This window comes from Ensifer sp. (assembly GCF_031989085.1).
Taxonomy (GTDB): domain Bacteria; phylum Pseudomonadota; class Alphaproteobacteria; order Rhizobiales; family Rhizobiaceae; genus Ensifer.
The window spans coordinates 579,925-597,090 of sequence record NZ_DALZXU010000001.1 but is presented as its reverse complement, the minus strand read 5'-3'; the positions used below and the strand labels follow the sequence as shown (position 1 = coordinate 597,090).

Here is a 17,166-nt window from a genome sequence, read left to right as displayed (position 1 = left end):
CGCAACGAATTTGCGCAGCGCCGGGAGTCGCCACGAGCGCCATTTCAACGCCATTCCCGCCATTCATGAGAATGAGAAAAAGCGACGAATAGGTACGAATTGTACTTTAGAACGGCGCCTGTTGCGAAAATGCATCAATTATTTACCCGAAGAGCCGTAGTCTATCGATATATAAATACGGAATATGTTGCGCATTATTAGCGAAGATCTCGCTTTATATTCCACATCATCTATGTATTGACGCGCGCGATCGCAGTAAACCGACGGCGCGGCGGCGACTGTGCGGCGGCGGCGGAATCTACAAATTAAGATCTGGTTAAACTATTACAATCGCGGGTCGCATCCATGACTCCGGCGACGACGCGACGATTCTTGCCAGGGCTACGGCGACCGATGGCAACGACGGTCGGGACTCGCACAATATTTGCACCGGACATGGGGACAGGTGCGCCGCATCCCGGACGCCTGTCAGACGAAAAATCCCGCCTGGAGGGCGGGATTTTCGACAATCGGACGATTTCTGTGTGTGATCAGGCGGCTTTTTCGATGGCCCATTTGCGCAGGATCTTTGCAGCGCGCTCTTCGCTGATCTCGACCATGCGTGCCAGACGCCTTTCCGGCCCTTCCTTGACGCGCCGGTTGAAGGCGCCGGCGTCCTCGCCCATGCTGAGCAGGTCGTCGGTGCTGTCGAAGCCGAAGTCGGAACCGAAGCCGTCCATGAGCGCGCCTCCGGCACCGGCGGTGGCCGGCGAGAAATCGGGCAATTCGAGACCGGCGGATTCGTTGGCGAGCTGGCCGGAGCTGCCGCCAAGGCCGAGCTGCCGGGCAAGCGGCCGCATGCCCATCCAGACCACCAGGAAGGCGACGACGACGAAGGCGAGCGCGTTGATGATGCCACCGAGATTGCGCGTCAGCGTCTCCATGATGCCCGGACCGGCGACGGCCTGGTCGAGCAGCTGCGTCTCGACGAAGTCCATGGCGTTGAGGGTCACCACATCGCCGCGGTTGGCGTCGATGCCGGCCGCCGACGACACGATCTTCTGCATCTCCTGCAGGTAGGCGTCGATCTTGGCCTGATCGACAGGCTCGCCGACCATGGCGGCAATGCGACCACGATTGACGACCACGGCAATCGACAGGCGCTCGACCGTGTAGCTGTTCTTCACGGTGGCGATGGTCTTGCTGTTGATCTCGTAGTTGGTCTGCTCTTCCTTCTTCTCGGCCTGGTCGCTCGACTGCGGGCCGGCGCCACCCTTCGGGGCGGCCTGAGGAATGTTCTGCTGTACGGTTGCGGCATTGTCCGGCTGCTGCTGGCTGGACTTCTGCTCTTCCTTGGTGACGCGGGTGGAGCGCTCGACACGCGATTCCGGGTCGAACACTGTTTCCTGGATCTGCTGCGTGTCGGTGTTGAGGCTGGCGGTGACGCTCGTGCGGAAGTTGTCCATGCCGAGGAATGGCGCGAGCGCGTTGTCGATCTTCTTCTCAAGCTCGGTCTGGACGTTCTGGACCACGCCCAGCGACTGGTTGAGAGCGCTGTTTGCCGGATCGTCACCGGAGGCCAGCAGCTGGCCGGTCGAATCGAGAATGGTGACATCGTCGACGTCGAGCCCGGGCACGGACGAGGCGACGAGATGGCGGATCGACGCTGCCGCGCTGCGGCCGACCGTGGCGCTGGCGCGGATCATAACCGAGGCGGTCGGGTTCTGGTCCGCCTTACGGAAGCTGCCGCGCTCCGGCATGACGATGTGGACGCGGGCGGCGGCGATACCGGAGATCTGCTGGATGGTGCGGCCGATTTCGCCTTCAAGCGCGCGAACCCGCGTGACTTCCTGCATGAAGGAGGTCAGGCCGAGCGAGCCGACATTGTCGAAGAGTTCGTAGCCGGCATTGGCGCTGCTCGGCAGGCCGCGCTCGGCGAGCAGCAGCCGTGATTTGCCAGTCATGCCGACCGGGACCTGAATGGTGCCGCCATCGGCACCGACATTGAAGTCGATGTTGGCTTCGGCGAGCGCGATGCTGATCTGGGTGACGTCACTTCGCTCGAGCCCGACATAGAGCGTCTCGAACGATGGCCTGTTGACGTAGATACCTGCCCCCAGGACCATGCCGACAGCGATAATGCCGGCGGCCGCCAGCGCTATCAGCCTGCCCTGCCCCAGCCCGGCGAGGTTCTTCGTGAACATCGAAAATTGATTCAACAGACTCATTCTGTTTCCGCACCCAGTATCGCAAAACGTTCGAGCCGGTCATCCGACGAGCGCCCTGCGCAGTTCCAACATTCGGGTTTGGTGGGTTTCGCGTGCCCCGTAACGGCGTCCAATACACACGAATCCATCAGCCCCGATCGGGACCGTAGGAAACGAAACTTGCGCGAACTTGGCTTTCGCCCGCTCTTGCGGGGAAATCGGGAGATAAAGCTGTAGAGAAATCTGGCCGCACCGGCGGTCGATGCTCCCCCGACACGCCGTCTGTTCCCCGGCCGGGCGGAGCCGCGGGGACGCGTGATGACCCCGCCTTTTGCGCCCGTTCTGAATGAAAAGCGCGTTTGGTGCCTTCGGGTAAAAGGCTAGAACGCCTCGAAATCGCCTGCCGCCTTCGTCAGCGGCTGCGAATGACCGTGGCGCAGCATGCCGTTGCCGAGCGCCTTCTTCATGTCGGCGAGCTTGACCAGATTGACGGCTGTCGTCACGTCGACGAGGCAGGTTTCAGGAATTGCGGCCGTGATCGTGTCGATGAACTCCGCGAGGCCGCGGGTCTTCTGGACTGCCAGATCAATACCCTGCAGCACCATCATGTCGTCGGGATTATCGAGTGCGGTGGGACCGCGGCCGCCGAGTAGCTGCGGCTCGATGCGTTCGATGAGATAGGCGACGTCGTGAAGTTCGGTGACGACGCGCATCAACACTTCGGGCAGCGATTCTTCCACGTGCGGCATGTGGGCCTGGTAGTCAGTCTGCATTGGCGGTTCTCACGTGGTTTGTCTGGCGATAGTCAAGGCAGTGTGGTCGGCCGGCGGAGCGAACCCCGCAGGATCAGAAGAATTCGATGGAGCTTTCGACCGGACGCGGAGCCACCACGGGACGCTCTTCCAGCTGGACCGTGCGCTGGGTCTCGACCCCTGTGAGCGCGTACTGACGGGCACGGCCCGAAGACGGCCAGTATTCGAGTTTGCGGCCGTGCTCGCCTCCGGTGCTCTCGCCGACGATGCGGATGCCTTCGTCGAGCAGGAACTGCCGGGCGAAGGCGGCATTCTGCTCGCCGACATTCGAGAACCGCGCGATGGTCTTGGCGCCACCGAAGATCTTGGCTTCCAATCGATCGCGACGGGCGCCCTGCTTCAACAGACCGTTGATCAGGAGCTCCATCAGGTGGACCCCATAGCGGGTCGCATCGCCGCCGGATGCGGGCGACGATGCTGAACCCGGCAGCAGAAAATGATTCATGCCGCCGACTCCGACCACAGGATCGCGCATGCACGCGGCCACGCAGGAACCGAGAATGGTCGACAACACCACATTGGGATCGTTGAAGACCTTGTACTCGCCCTGAATGACATGCACGCGCTTGCCGACGGCTTCCATGTTCATTTCAGTGCCCCAAATACGGCTTCGATCGCGGCCTTCATCTTTTCGATGGTGAACGGCTTGGCCAGCACGTTGTTGGCGCCGAGTGCCGCGGCCTTCTGCACCAGCGCGCGGTCGCCCTGCGCCGTCAGAATGATGAATGCGGCCTTCTTCGTAGCCGGATTGGACCGGACCGCCTGGAGCAGGCCAAGGCCGTCCATCTTCGGCATGTTGAAGTCGGAGATCACCAGGTGGTGCGGGTTCTGGGCCATGATCTTCATGCCCTGTTCCCCGTCACCGGCAGCGGTGATCTGCTTGAAGCCCAGCTGCTGCAGGGCATCGCCCAGAAGCAGTCGGCTCGTGACCTGATCGTCGACGATCAGAACTTTGATTTTTTCGGCGATGGACATTATTCGCTTCCTTCCTTCCGGAGCGCCGCTGTCTTCAGTATCTCTTCCCCGATGGAACCGAGGGGGAGCTGGGTTTCGACGGCGCCCAATTCATAGGCAACTCTCGGCATGCCGTAGACGACACATGTCTTTTCGTTCTGGCCGAAGGTCTTTGCTCCGGCATGCCGCATTTTCAGAAGACCGGATGCGCCGTCACGGCCCATGCCCGTCAGGATGACGCCGATCGCATTGCGACCGGCAAGCTCGGCGACGGAATCAAACAGCACGTCGACAGAAGGACGGTGACCGTTGACCGGATCGCGATCGATGAGGCGGCAGCAGGGTGCCGTGGGGTTGGCGACCTGCAGGTGGCGCTCGCCGCCCGGTGCCAGATAGACCTTGCCAATTTCCAGGCGCGCGCCGTCGGTTGCTTCCTGCACCGTTGGCGCACACAGGCGATTGAGCCGCTCGGCAAAGCTCTTGGTGAAGGTGTGTGGCATATGCTGCGTGATCACCGTCGGCGGGCAGTTCGCCGGGAATTTCTGCAACACGGTGATCAGCGCCTCGACGCCGCCAGTGGAGGCCCCGATCGCAACGATCTTGCGTCCGGCCCGATATTCGGAAGCGCTGTTGACGTTTGCGGCAGCAGGCGCTGCCGCCTTGTTGCCGGTGATGATGAACTTGCGCTGCGAGCGGGCGGCCGCCTTTACCTTGTCGATCAGACCGGCAAAAGGATTGGGATCGCCCGGAAGCGGCTTGCCGACGCAGTCGAACGCACCGATCTCGAGCGCCGCGATCGTCGCTTCCGCACCCTTGTGCGTCAGCGTCGACACCATGATGACCGGCATCGGCCGCAGGCGCATGATCTTGTCGAGGAATTCCAGCCCGTTCATGTTGGGCATCTCGATGTCGAGCGTGACGACATCGGGGTCGAGCTGCTTGATCGCCTGGCGCGCTTCCATGGCATCGGCCGCCTGGCCGACGACGGTGACGCCTGGATCGGAGTTGAGAACGGCCGTGATCAGGCCACGCATGGTGGCCGAGTCATCGACGACGAGAACGCGAGCGGGTGCGGTCATACCCGTCCTCCCTGAAACTTGCCGGTATGGCGGTAAGTGGTGATGCCGATGTTGTCGAACTGCGACTTGGCGTCGCCCGACACGCGCTCGGAATGACCGATGTACAGATGGCCATTGCTGGCGAGCATTCCGGCAAAGCGCGACCAGATCTTCATCTGTGTCGGTTCGTCGAAGTAGATGACGACGTTGCGGCAGAAGATGACGTCGAACGGTCCCTTGAACGGCCACTGCGCCATCAGGTTCAGTTCGTTGAAGGTGATCAGCCGCTTGACGCGATCGTCGATCTGCCACTTGAAGCGACCGCCGGAATTGACCTCGTCGAACCACTGCTTGCGCATGGCCGGATTGACCGTTTCCAGCGCCGTGGCGTCATAGGCGCCGGCCCGGGCCAGCGCCAGGATCTTCGGGTCGATGTCGGTGGCGAGAATGCGAAAATCGTAGTCCGCCGCGTTCGGCAGCAGCGACAGCACCGTCAAGGCGATCGAATAGGGTTCCTGGCCATCCGAGCAGGCGGCAGACCAGATGCGCACTCGACCGCCGGCCTTGGCGCGCGCGATCAGCTCGGGCAGAACCTCCGTCTTCAGATGCTCGAAATGATGGTTCTCGCGAAAGAAGCGGGTGAAATTCGTCGTCAGGTGCGAAAGCATGTCGCGACGGGCAGCAGCCCCCGCCGGTGAGGAAACCAGCTGACAGTAGTCGCGGAACCCCTTCAGGCCGAGATTGCGGATATGCTTCGACAGCCGGGAATAGACCAGCGATGCCTTGGTCTCGTTGAGATAGATGCCGGCGTCGGCATAGATCATCGCGGCGATTTCCGTGAGATCGCGGCGGGTCAGCGGATACTCGCCGCTTGCCAGGCACTCGTCGGGCGATTGTTTCTGGTCCAGAATGGCCTGGTTTCTCATGCTGCTTCCCTTTCTTCCTGCGGGAAGACAGATTCAAGTTCGATCAGGCAGATCAGCCGGCCCTCGATTGCCAGCACGCCACGGGCGAAACTGCGTTCGAATTCCGAAGACACGACATCCGGCGTCGGCTGGATCTTGTCGTCGGTGATCGTCAGGATGTCGGAGACGGCATCGACGAGCATCCCGACCACCTGGTTCTTCACCTGGGCAACGATGATGACATGCCGGACCGTCGGCTCGGCAGGTTTCATGCCGAGACGTGCCGAGAGATCAACGATCGGCAATACCGCGCCGCGCAGATTGATGATGCCGAGCATATAGTCCGGCGCATGCGGCATCGCCGTTGCCGGCGTCCATCCGCGGATTTCGCGGACGGACATCACGTTCACGCAGAACTCCTGATCGCCGACGCGGAAAGCAATCAGCTCTCGTCCGTCCGTGGTCAGATTCCTTGCGGCATAGGTCATCACATTCATCCAGCAGCAGCGAGTGACATTTCAGGCTTGAGCGAATGGCCACGTGATGCGGCCACGATCGTGTCGACGTCGAGGATGAGCGCCACGCGACCGTCGCCGAGAATGGTCGCGGCAGCGATGCCGGGCACGTGGGTGTAGTTGGCCTCGAGGCTCTTGATGACGACCTGGCGCTGGCCCTGGATGGCGTCGACCATCAGTGCGCGCTGGCCGCCGCCTTCCGATTCCACCAGAAGGGCCACACCCTCAACCGGGTTTGCCTGGCTGGCGCGGAAGTTGAGGATGCGACCGACATCGACCAGCGGGCAGAAGGAATTGCGGATCGAGATCAGCCGCTGGTTGGAGCCGAAGGAATGAATGGCGGCGGCTTCCGGCTGCAGCGTCTCGACGATTGCCGTCAGCGGCACCACCAGCGTCTGGTTGGCAACAGTGACGACCATGCCGTCGAGAACGGCGAGCGTCAGCGGCAGGCTCATGGTGAAGATCGAGCCATGGCCGGGTTTCGACGAGATGTTGATACGGCCACCGAGCGCCTGGATCGAGCGCTTGACCACGTCCATGCCTACGCCGCGGCCGGAAATGTCGGAGATCTTGTCGGCCGTCGAGAAGCCGGCGTGGAAGATCAGGTTGTCGATCTCCTCGTCGGAGAGATTGGCGTCGGCTGCAATCAGGTCGTTGTCGATCGCCTTCTGGCGCACCTTCTCGCGGTTGATGCCGGCGCCGTCGTCGGCCAGTTCAATGACGATGCGGCCCGAACGATGCTTTGCCGTCAGGCGCACAGTGCCTTCGGCGCTCTTGCCGGCAGCAAGACGCTTCTCAGGCGTTTCCAGGCCGTGGTCGACGGCGTTGCGGATCATATGCGTCAACGGCTCGGCCAGCTTGTCGATGACCGTCTTGTCGACTTCGGTATTCTCGCCTTCGGTGATCAGTCGAACCGACTTTCCGGTCATGTCGGCGATTTCGCGAACGATACGCGACATGCGCTGGAACACCGGCTTTACCGGCTGGGCGCGGATCGCCATGACCGAATCCTGGATCTCGCGGGTGAGCTGCTGCAGCTCTTCGAGGCCCATGTTGATCGAGGACGTGCCGTTGGCGTCGTTTTCGACCACGCTCTGCGACAGCATCGCCTGGTTGATCACGAGCTCGCCGACAAGGTTGATCAGGCGGTCGACGCGATCGAGATCGACACGAATGGTCGGGGTCGCGGCGGACGCGGCAGCCTGCTGGGCGGCGGCCGACTGCGCGGCAGCACTGGCCGCAGCGCCTGCCGATTTTTCAGCGGGTGCGCGGGTGGCCGACTGGGCCATCTGCAGCACATTGCTGGCGGTGGCGGCCGCCGAAACGGCCGCATCGCGGATTTCCTGCTGGGCAGCCAGCTGCTCTTCTTCCTCGATCACGCCGACCGACACTGCCGGCTCGTCGTCGAGGATGGAGAGGTCGAAGGGCACGGGCTGCATCGGCAGCTCCTCGCCGGGTGCGGCGGCATCGCCAGCAACCAGCGTGACCTCGAGGTCGCAATCCCACTCGGCGAATTCGAACACGGTGCGGATCGCATCCTCGCCCTTGTCCGTCTTCAGCGAGATCTTCCAGGCGAAGTAGGCGGATTCCGGGCTCAGGCGATCGAGCGCCGGCAGCGCGTCCATGTCGCAATGGATGCTCATCTCGCCAAGACGGGAGAGGTCGCGCAGAAGCAGCGTTGCCTCGTTGCCCTTGGCATAGAGATCCGATTTCGGCTTGAAGACGATCTCGTAGGTCGGCATGTCAAGGAGCGCAGGCTCGTCCGCTTCGAAAGCGTCGAAGGAGAACGCCACCGGCTGGAAGCCTTCGTCGTTGACGACGGGGGCAACAGCCACCGGGGCTGCCTTGGCAACCGGTTCGGGGGCGGCCGACGCCTGCAGAACTTCGCCGTTGGCGAGCGCTTCCAGCTCCTTGATCAGCTGGCGGCTGCGCGCCTCGTCGACGCTACCGCCATCGCGGGCAGCATTGGTCAGGTCGGCCAGAACGTCGGCCGACTTCAGCATTACCTTCAGAACCTCAGGACCGGGGTCGAGCCTGTTGGAGCGAACGCAATCAAGTGTCGTCTCGAACACGTGCGCGAACGAGACGAGGTCGTCGAGCCCGAAGGCGCCAGCGCCACCCTTGATCGAGTGCACGGCGCGAAACACGGCATTGACCGTTTCCGGATCGCGGTCGCCGTCATTGAGCTTCAGCAGACCCGATTCCAGTTCGGCGAGTTGTTCCTCGCACTCCTGAAAGAAGATCTCTTTGATTTCGTTCATATCCATTGGAGGCTATCCTCGGACTTCAGGCCGTTACGCGCTCGATTGCATCGATGAGTTTGGTCGGGTCGAACGGCTTGACGATCCAGCCGGTAGCACCGGCCTGGCGGGCGCGGTTCTTCTTCTCGGCATCGCTTTCCGTGGTCAGGACCAGGATCGGAATGGCGCGGTAGCGATCGTTCTTGCGCACGCCCTCGATGAAGCCGAAGCCGTCGAGACGGGGCATGTTGATGTCGGTGACGATAACGTCAGGATTGGCTTCCTCGAGAACCTCGAGGCCCTCGACGCCGTCTTCCGCCTGGATCGTCTCGAAGCCGGCATTGTTCAACGTGACCAGAAGCATGTTCCGGATCGTCCGGGAGTCGTCGACTGTCAGGACTCGCTTTTTCATTCTTCAAATCTCCTTTGCCATCAGGTGGTCGATATCGACCCCGATGAGCTGTGTCGTTTTCTCGAAAGCGTCCGACACCTTGCTGAAGGTGAAAGACAAATGATCCTCGTCCCAAGTCTTGGCACCGGCCATCAGCACCTGAACGCAGAGCGTTCCCACCCGCTCCACGGCGGAGGCGTCGATGACGAGATCGCTGCCTTTCAGGCCCAAAAGCTTCTCATGCAGCGCCGTCGCTTCGTTCAGGTCCAGCACCGGAGCGAGGCTGAGCGTCTTTTGAGCGGTCTTCTTGCTGGCCATTCCTGTTTTCCTCAACTGCGAACTCTTGAGTGCTTTTGCGATCAGCGCTGCCAACCGGCGAACTGACGCTGCGGACCGTCATCGAACAACGGCGCCGCCATTTCCTCTTCGACCGCAGCCAGGGGAGCCGCGAGGCTGCGTCCCTGGCTTGTCGCCTGTATTGGTGAAGCCGCGTGGCGACGTTCGACACGGAACCTGCGGATCGTCTCGCCGAGTTCGACGATGACATTGTGCAGATCATCGGAAGAACGAACGGTCTCGCCCGCCATCGCCGCGCTCGTCTTGACGGCGTGCGAAATCGCGCCGATGTCGGATGTCACGCCCTTGAGGTCGCCGACCTGCTGTTCGGCTTCGCGGGCGATGCCGGAAACGGCCGCATTGATCGATGTCACCTGCTCGACGATGCTGCTGATCGCATCCTGGGTGCGACCGACGATTTCGACGCCGGTCTCGACCTGTGCCTTGGTGCCGGTCACCAGCTGCTTGATTTCGCGTGCCGCTTCGCCGGAGCGCTGCGCCAAAGCGCGCACTTCCTGCGCGACGACGGCAAAGCCACGGCCGCTGTCGCCGGCGCGCGCAGCCTCGATGCCGGCGTTCAGCGCCAGAAGATTGGTCTGGAAGGCGATCTCGTCGATGACGCCGATGATCTGGCCGATCTTTTCGGCCGATGCCTCGATATCGGCCATCGCGGAAATGGCCTGTCCGGCAATCTCGCCGCTGCGCTCGACGGCAACGCGTGTCTCGTTGGCCTTCGTCTCGGTGGCACTGATGCGGCTCGAGCCGGTCGCCATGCGCTCGGTCATGTCGGTCAGGGCCGCAATCTGGCCCGAGAGCGCATCGGCTTCCGCTGCTGCCTTGTCGGAAAAGAAGGCAGCGCCTTGTCGCAGACGCCCGGCAAAGGCCTCGGCGGCCTGGCCGCGCTGGTCGGCGGACTGCAGGCCCTGCTGGATCGTTTCGAGCGCCGCATTCAGGCTGGCGACGATCGGACGGTGGGCCTCGGGTGCAGTCTCCGACAGCCGCACGCCGAGGTCACCCTCGTTCAAGCCCTTGGCAAAATCGCCGAAAAGCGTCGTTACCGCCTGCTCGTCGGCGGCGTGCTGGTCGGCAAGCTGGCGCTGATGCTGCTGGCGCAGACCGTTGAAGCGGAGCGAGACGCCGATCTCGGTATCGACGAAGACGGTGCGAACGAGAGCGGCGACCAGATCGCACAGCTCCTTGCGCCGTCCCCGGCCCATCGGCAGGAAGGATTTGGGCCAGGCCTCTTCGATCAGGCCGACCACCAGGTGCTCGAGCACAACCGCGTGGCTTGCCATCTGCCAGCGCGGGTCGAGACCCATGCGGTTGGAGGTATCGGCGAGCACCTTGACGCGCTCGGCATAGAGGCCGTCAAAACGGGCATCGGTCAGCACGTTCCAGTGTGAGGACTGGATGTCGTGCAGGCGATCGAGCTGGCGGTCGTTGTCGAAATGGCGCGCCGCGTCGGGATAGCTCTGCAGGCGCTGGAAAAGATCGCGAAGGGCCGCATCGATGCGGGGGGAAAGCTTCTGCCTGGTGTCGCGGACGCGGGCGCAGCTCTCGTCGTCGAGCCCGGCAAAGCGCAAGCGCTCCAGCAGACTGCCTGCCTGGCCCTTCCTTGCCTGTTCTGACGATGCTTCCTGCCTCAACGCGAAATCCCCGGCTTTGCATGCTTGGAATTTGCCTGGGGAGGTTCAGGGCGGTCCACGGTCCACCGGACGTGCACGCCATTCCAATGAGAACAGCCCCCGCCATCTGGCGTCTGCTATCGTCCATCCCGCAAGTAAATTCGATGACGAATCGATACCGGACCGGAACCGGTACGGCGGGGCGGCATCATGCCTTGAGGAGACTGTGAATTTTCCCATTCCGACGTGTGGGACAATGTTTATGGTTAATTCCTTGCTTGAAGGTTAACGGTAGATAGCCTGTAACCGGAATCACTAAAATTCGCGGAGTGTTTCCCGGTGCTGTTTTTGCGGCGCAACAATGCCGGACTATTGGCCCCGGATTTCAACAGGTTTTCACTCACAAGAGTTTAGAATTGTACTTCTACTTGCGCTCGCGTATCGAAGCGAAAGTGAAGTGGGCGCAGATCGCGCGCGAGAAACCTTTGCAGAAAGCAAAGCGCAATCATGACGATGCGCTGACGGGAAACGAACAATGATTGTTCTTGGAATTGGCGCCGCACTCACAGCAATCCTGACGATGATGGCCGTATCGATCGTACTCAGCCTCGAGCACAACCGCTCGACCAACCGCAGCTCGGTTTTCTAAGCAAAGAATACGCTTCATAGCGACCGACCCGTCGCCTGCGCGCCGCATCAACTTGCCTTTACTTCACCGTTGCTGACCGCCGTCGCCTTGCTGCACATGGCGTTTCGTCAACGTGCACCAATCTTTTGCATAGCGCACAAAGATGTCGGGCACGGGGCCGGCAAAGGCCCGCACGCCCGTTCGCACCTGGCTGCCGTCGACGAGGCTGGCGGCGCCGAGGCTGGTGCCGGTAACATTCTGACTGTCGGCCAGAACCGGGCGCCCCGTTGCCGCCTGCAGCATGCGCAGGTAGGCGGCGTTGGCGGCAAACGGCCCTTCCACCACGATCTCCCCACGCGCGCCGATGAGATCGAGACACGTCGCCGTCATCAAGGCCAGGTGGAAGGATACGGCGGCGACCTTGCCGCCCGGCGTCAGTTCGGTCTCGTCCATCGTCCAGCGTGCCGTGGCAGATGGAAACGGACCCGAGCCCGCCGGAACGGACGGCAGCAGCATATGCCCTGCCGCAATTACCGCCTGCTCGTCTTCGAACGATGCGGACGGGGCGTTGTCGCCGACGAGCAGCGAGAAGGCGCGACCGCCCATGAAGCGTGCCGAGGGCACGGGGTCGCCGAGCGCGTTAACGTTGATCAAGGTGTCGCGGTGTTCATCGAGTGCCACCCTGTCGGCGCCGACCGCCAGCATCACCACCCACGTGCCGGTAGAGACCACGGAGAACGGCGCTTGCCGGGTCAAGAGGTGCGGCAGCAGCGACGCGTTGGAATCGTGAATGCCGCAATAGATGGGGGTGCCCGCGGGAATACCCGTGGCAGCGCAATGCTCAGGCAGAAGCGGACCGACGATCTCGTTGGCCTTGCGAACCGGCGCAAACAGATGCCCCCAACCCTGGCTTTCCACCAGTGTCGAGAAGGAGGCCGCCGTCGGGTTCCACAGATCGGTGTGGCAACCGAGCGACGTCAGTTCGTTGACGCGAACACCGGTCAAACGGAACGTCCAGTATTGCGCATAGGTCAGGATCGTTGAGACCCGGTCGAACGCGTCGGGAAAGGTCTGTTGTTGCCAGAACAGCTGCGCGCCGACATTCAGCCCCATCGGCAGGCGGGCGGAACCGGTTTCGGCAAACGGAGGTCGAATGCGCTCATAGTCCTCCGAGAGCGTATCCGGCCCGCCAAATTCATAGTCGAGCACAGGGAGGGCAAGCGCGCCGGCCTCGTCGAGCACCACCGCCGTCGCGCCGTGGGTGGTGATCGAAATCGCCTCGAGGGGATGCTCCGCCTGAAGCGCCTTCAGGCTTTCAAGCACGAAGGCCCAGAGGCGCTCGACGTCGAAATGCGGATAGGGATCGCTGCCGACGACACCATTGGCGGTCTTGCGGACGGCGATTTCCTCGAAACGGTCGAGATCGACTGCCGCGACCTTGGCATTGGTCTTGCCGATATCGATGACGCCCACGATCCGCATCGGCTCAGCTCATGTGAAAGACGGTTTTGAGCGGCACCGCGACCGGCTCGTTATCGGCGCGTGTCTCCATGATATCGGCCATATGCGCCCACCACTTCCGCATGACGGGATGGGAAGGCAGATCGGCCATGCGGTGATCGTGCGCGCGCCAGAGAACGCCGAAGAGCAGATCGTTCTCCTCGTCGAGATGGATAGAATAGTCCGAGACGCCCGCCTCCTTCAGCAGCGTCACCAGCTCAGGCCAGATCGCATCGTGGCGCGCGGCATATTCGGTGGCCATTCCCGGATTGAGCCGCATGCGAAAGGCGTATTTTTCCATGGAGACCTCAGTGGGCAAGACGGCGGCGGGCGCGGCGCCAAAGGATGGGCAAAGCGATCACAGAGATCAACAGCAGACCGATGAAGATCGACATGACGATGCCCGGCACGTTCAGCAATCCGAAGCCGAAGGTGACCATGCCCATGATCAGGGCCGCAAGCACCACGCCCGGAATGGTGCCGGAGCCGCCGAGAATGCTGACACCGCCGAGCACGACCATGGTGACCACCTCCAGTTCCCAGCCAAGCGCGATCGACGGGCGGGTCGAACCGAGGCGCGAGGTCAGGCAGATCGAGGCGAGCCCGGCCATCAGGCCGGTCAGCAGGAACAGCGTGAACTTCACCCTGCCGACACGGATGCCGGAAAACAGCGCTGCCGTCTGGTTGTTGCCGATCGCATAGACGGCGCGGCCGAAATTGGTCTTGTGCAGGACCACGCCGTAGACGATGGCCAATGCGACGAACAGCGTGAACTCGAAGGAAAACACCCACCAGACATAGCCCTGGCCGAACCAGGAGAAGCTGTCGGGATAGCCGGTGAAGGCCTGATCGCCGAGGATGATGAAGGACAGGCCGCGAAAGAGGCTCATGGTGCCGATGGTGACAACGATCGACGGCAGGCCGAGGCCGGTAATGAGGAGGCCGTTGACGATGCCGCAGAGAAGGCCGACGGACAGGCCGACCACCACCAGCGCCGGCGTGTCGAAGCCGAGCTGGACGGCATAGCCCATCGCCGTCGAGGCAAGTGCGATGATCGAGGCGACCGAAAGATCAATCTCACCGGATATGATCACCAGGGCCATGGCGAAGGCGATCATCGCCTTTTCCGTAAAGTTGAAGGTGGCGTCAGACAGGTTCCACGGATCCAGGAAATAGGGCGAGGCAAAGGAATTGCCGAGGAAGATCAGGCAGGCGACGACGAGCAGCAGGCTTTCCCAGCTCTTCAGCAGGCGCGCGCTTCGCCCTTCCAGCCGGTCGGGAATGTTGCGGGGGGAAAGATGCGTTTCGGCCATCAGACAGCCTCCGCCTTCTTGAGGATGACGCGACCCTTGCGCCGTTCGGCGCGGGCATTGACGGCAACGGCCGTGATGATGACCATGCCGGAGATCGCCATCTGGGCAAACGGCGAGATGTTGATGACCGGCAGCGCGTTCTTGATGACGCCGAGGAACAGGGCGCCGAGCACCGCGCCAGGAACCGAGCCGATGCCGCCTGCAATCGAGATGCCGCCGATGACGCAGGCGGCGATGATGTCGAGTTCGAAGCCGGCGGCGATATCGACATAGGCGACCGCATAGCGCGAGACCCAGAGATAGCCGGAAAGGCCGGCAAGCGTGCCCGAAAGGCAATAGGCAAAGAAGCGGGTGCGGCCAACATCGATGCCGGTATAGACCGCCGCATGCGGGTTGCCGCCGACAGCAAAGAAGGCGCGGCCAAGGGCGGTGCGGCTCATCACCAGGAACATCACCGCGACCATGACGACCGACAGCCAGGAGAGCACCGGAAGGCCGGCGAGGTCGGCGCGCGGAAAGCTCTTGAAGGCATCGCTCATCTGGTGCGCATTGATCCACTTGCCGTTGGTCAAGAGGAAGATCAGGCCGCGATAGATGGTGAGCGTGCCGAGCGTGACGACGATCGGCGGAATGTCGAGCTTCCAGACGAGCGCGCCGTTGATCATGCCGAGGATGGCGCCGAGCGCCATTGCCGAAAGGATGATGACCGGGATCGGCAGGCCGGGAAACGCGGCGTTCAGCATCGCCGCGACCATGCCGGAAAGAGCGAGGTTGGCCGCCATCGACAGATCGATGCAGCGCGTCAGGATCACCGCCATCTGGCCGAGCGCCAGGATGATGAGGATCGAGGTGTCGTTATAGACCCGCGCCAGATTGGCCGGCGCGACAAAGGGCGGGAAGCGCCAGGCGATCAGCGCGATCAGCACCAGGATCGCGCCGACGAGCAGCAGTTCACGATTTTTCAGGAGCTTGGCCATCACGCGGCCTCCGTTATGCCGGCCGCCGCACGCACCAGCTTTTCCGCCGTCAGTTCGTTCCGCTCGAAGCGGCCGGCGATGCGGCCCTCGCGCATGACGATGACGCGATCGGACATGCCCATGATTTCGGGAATTTCGGACGAGACCATGATGACGCTCAAGCCCTGGGCCGCAAGCTCGCTCATGAAGGCATGGACGGCGGCCTTCGAGCCTATGTCGATGCCCTTGGTCGGTTCGTCCAGGATGATGACCTTCGGCTTGGTAGCCAGCCACTTGGCGATGACCACCTTCTGCTGGTTTCCGCCCGAAAGCGTGCCGACATCCTGGTCAAGCGACGCCGCGCGCAGGTCGAGCCTCGATGTATATTCCCGCGCAAGCGCAAACTCGTTGGCAAGCTTCAGGAAGCCGGAGCGCGAGGTGCGCGACAGGGAGGGCAGCGTTACGTTCTGGAAGATCGGCAGGCCGATGATCGCGCCCTGGCGACCGCGCTCCTCCGGCACATAGACGATGCCGCTCCTGATGGCCTCGGACGGGCTGCGGATCACCAGGATCTCGCCGTCGAGCCGGATGGCGCCAGCCGACGGGCGAGTGATGCCGATCAACGACTGCATGAATTCGGAGCGGCCTGCACCGACCAGCCCGTAGAAACCGAGGATCTCGCCGCGCCGCAGTTCGAAATTGATGTCCTCGAATTCGGTCGGGTGACGATAGCCGGAGACGGTCAGCACCGGCTCGCCGATGACCACGTCCTTTTTCGGATAGACCGAGCCCACGGCGCGCCCGACCATCATGCGCACGAGATCGTCCTGGGCGACATCGGCGATCAGCCCCTCGCCGACCATCGTTCCGTCGCGAAAGACGGTGTAGCGATCGGCGATACGGAAGATCTCGTCGAACTTGTGGCTGATGAACAGGATCGCCTTTCCGTCGGCCTTAAGCCGTTCGACCAGCGCGTAGAGCTCGTGAATTTCCTTGTGCGACAGCGCCGCCGTCGGCTCGTCCATGATGACGACGCGGGCGTCGACCGAAAGCGCCCGGGCGATCGCCACCAAATGCTTCTTGGCGATGCCGAGATCGCGCAGCCGGATGGTCGGATCGAAGTCGGCACCGGCCCGGTGCAGAAGGGCGCGCGCATCGGCGTTCAGTTTCTTCCAGTCAATTAGGCCGAAACGGTTGCGTGGGGCATGGCCGAGAAAGATGTTTTCGGCAACCGAAAGCTCATCGAACAGCACCGTTTCCTGGTGAATGGCGGTGACGCCGGCGCGTGCGGCGGATAGCGCTGTCGGGAACGTCGTTTCGGTATCGGCGACACGGATGCTGCCGCCGTCAGGCTGGTAGATGCCGGTCAGGATCTTGACGAGCGTCGACTTGCCGGCGCCGTTCTCGCCGACCAGCGCCGTCACCGAACCCGGATAGAGCGAAAGCGAGACGTCGGACAAGGCCTTGACGCCAGGAAAGGACTTGGAAATCCCTTCGAGCGCGATGGCGGGTTTCATCCGCGATGTGGTCTGGTCCTGCAGCAAGTTCAGTTCCGCCTGATTTGTGTGCCTCACGTCGAGCGCGCAGCAGTCTGCAAAATGGCCCCTCACCCCAACCCTCTCCCCGCTCGCGTGGAGAGGGGGTCCGTTGGCAGCCTGCCACTCACTGGTGGCATGGGGACGACCGATCATGCCGCTTGTCCCTTCTCCCCGTAGGCGGGGAGAAGGTGCCGGCAGGCGGATGAGGG

16 protein-coding genes are annotated in these 17,166 nt (G+C 62.5%); all 16 read right to left on the bottom strand.

All coding sequences use genetic code 11. From position 1 onward, the window contains the following. Nucleotides 1-530: 530 nt before the first annotated feature. The 16 genes from fliF to RTP54_RS02820 all read right to left on the bottom strand — a co-directional run bounded on the left by fliF (nt 531) and on the right by RTP54_RS02820 (nt 16,936). Nucleotides 531-2,207 (bottom strand): flagellar basal-body MS-ring/collar protein FliF, encoded by a 1,677-nt coding sequence (gene fliF, locus RTP54_RS02895; protein WP_112808916.1) that lies wholly within the window; start codon nt 2,205-2,207, stop codon nt 531-533. A gap of 359 nt (nt 2,208-2,566) precedes the next feature. Continuing rightward, entirely contained in the window at nt 2,567-2,959 is a 393-nt protein-coding gene (locus RTP54_RS02890) for a hypothetical protein (RefSeq protein WP_112808917.1), read from the bottom strand. Nucleotides 2,960-3,032: 73 nt separating this feature from the next. Beyond that, the gene (gene cheD / locus RTP54_RS02885; RefSeq protein ID WP_053250482.1) at nt 3,033-3,587 is read right to left on the bottom strand and encodes a chemoreceptor glutamine deamidase CheD; all 555 of its coding nucleotides are present in this window, start codon (nt 3,585-3,587) and stop codon (nt 3,033-3,035) included. After that, complete coding sequence (locus RTP54_RS02880; protein ID WP_025425902.1) at nt 3,584-3,973, bottom strand: response regulator; 390 nt, start codon at nt 3,971-3,973, stop codon at nt 3,584-3,586. The genes cheD and RTP54_RS02880 overlap by 4 nt, the downstream gene beginning before the upstream one ends. After that, nucleotides 3,973-5,031 carry a protein-glutamate O-methylesterase CheB gene (gene cheB, locus RTP54_RS02875; protein ID WP_112808918.1) on the bottom strand — a complete coding sequence of 353 codons (1,059 nt, stop codon included), beginning with the start codon at nt 5,029-5,031 and terminating at the stop codon, nt 3,973-3,975. Before cheB ends, RTP54_RS02880 begins: the two co-directional genes overlap by 1 nt. Continuing rightward, nucleotides 5,028-5,936 (bottom strand): protein-glutamate O-methyltransferase CheR, encoded by a 909-nt coding sequence (gene cheR / locus RTP54_RS02870; RefSeq protein ID WP_112808919.1) that lies wholly within the window; start codon nt 5,934-5,936, stop codon nt 5,028-5,030. The genes cheB and cheR overlap by 4 nt, the downstream gene beginning before the upstream one ends. Then, nucleotides 5,933-6,403, bottom strand: a complete 471-nt coding sequence (locus RTP54_RS02865; protein ID WP_112816911.1) for a chemotaxis protein CheW — start codon at nt 6,401-6,403, stop codon at nt 5,933-5,935. Before RTP54_RS02865 ends, cheR begins: the two co-directional genes overlap by 4 nt. 5 nt (nt 6,404-6,408) lie before the next feature. Then, nucleotides 6,409-8,697 (bottom strand): chemotaxis protein CheA, encoded by a 2,289-nt coding sequence (locus tag RTP54_RS02860; RefSeq protein WP_312360803.1) that lies wholly within the window; start codon nt 8,695-8,697, stop codon nt 6,409-6,411. A 19-nt stretch (nt 8,698-8,716) separates the two neighbouring features. Next, a complete protein-coding gene (locus RTP54_RS02855) occupies nt 8,717-9,082 on the bottom strand; it encodes a response regulator (protein WP_025425897.1) in 366 nt (121 codons plus the stop codon). Nucleotides 9,083-9,085: 3 nt separating this feature from the next. Further along, nucleotides 9,086-9,379, bottom strand: coding sequence for an STAS domain-containing protein (locus RTP54_RS02850; RefSeq protein ID WP_112808921.1), 294 nt, complete (start codon nt 9,377-9,379; stop codon nt 9,086-9,088). Between the two features lie 41 nt (nt 9,380-9,420). Next, nucleotides 9,421-11,043, bottom strand: coding sequence for a globin-coupled sensor protein (locus tag RTP54_RS02845; protein WP_312360798.1), 1,623 nt, complete (start codon nt 11,041-11,043; stop codon nt 9,421-9,423). 691 nt (nt 11,044-11,734) lie between these two features. After that, nucleotides 11,735-13,132, bottom strand: coding sequence for an FGGY-family carbohydrate kinase (locus RTP54_RS02840; protein ID WP_312360796.1), 1,398 nt, complete (start codon nt 13,130-13,132; stop codon nt 11,735-11,737). Nucleotides 13,133-13,136: 4 nt separating this feature from the next. Then, a complete protein-coding gene (gene rhaM, locus RTP54_RS02835; RefSeq protein ID WP_312360793.1) occupies nt 13,137-13,451 on the bottom strand; it encodes an L-rhamnose mutarotase in 315 nt (104 codons plus the stop codon). Between the two features lie 7 nt (nt 13,452-13,458). Further along, complete coding sequence (locus tag RTP54_RS02830) at nt 13,459-14,463, bottom strand: ABC transporter permease (protein WP_112808925.1); 1,005 nt, start codon at nt 14,461-14,463, stop codon at nt 13,459-13,461. Next, nucleotides 14,463-15,443 (bottom strand): ABC transporter permease, encoded by a 981-nt coding sequence (locus tag RTP54_RS02825; RefSeq protein WP_112808926.1) that lies wholly within the window; start codon nt 15,441-15,443, stop codon nt 14,463-14,465. The genes RTP54_RS02830 and RTP54_RS02825 overlap by 1 nt, the downstream gene beginning before the upstream one ends. After that, the gene (locus RTP54_RS02820) at nt 15,440-16,936 is read right to left on the bottom strand and encodes a sugar ABC transporter ATP-binding protein (RefSeq protein WP_112809453.1); all 1,497 of its coding nucleotides are present in this window, start codon (nt 16,934-16,936) and stop codon (nt 15,440-15,442) included. Before RTP54_RS02820 ends, RTP54_RS02825 begins: the two co-directional genes overlap by 4 nt. Nucleotides 16,937-17,166: the final 230 nt, after the last annotated feature.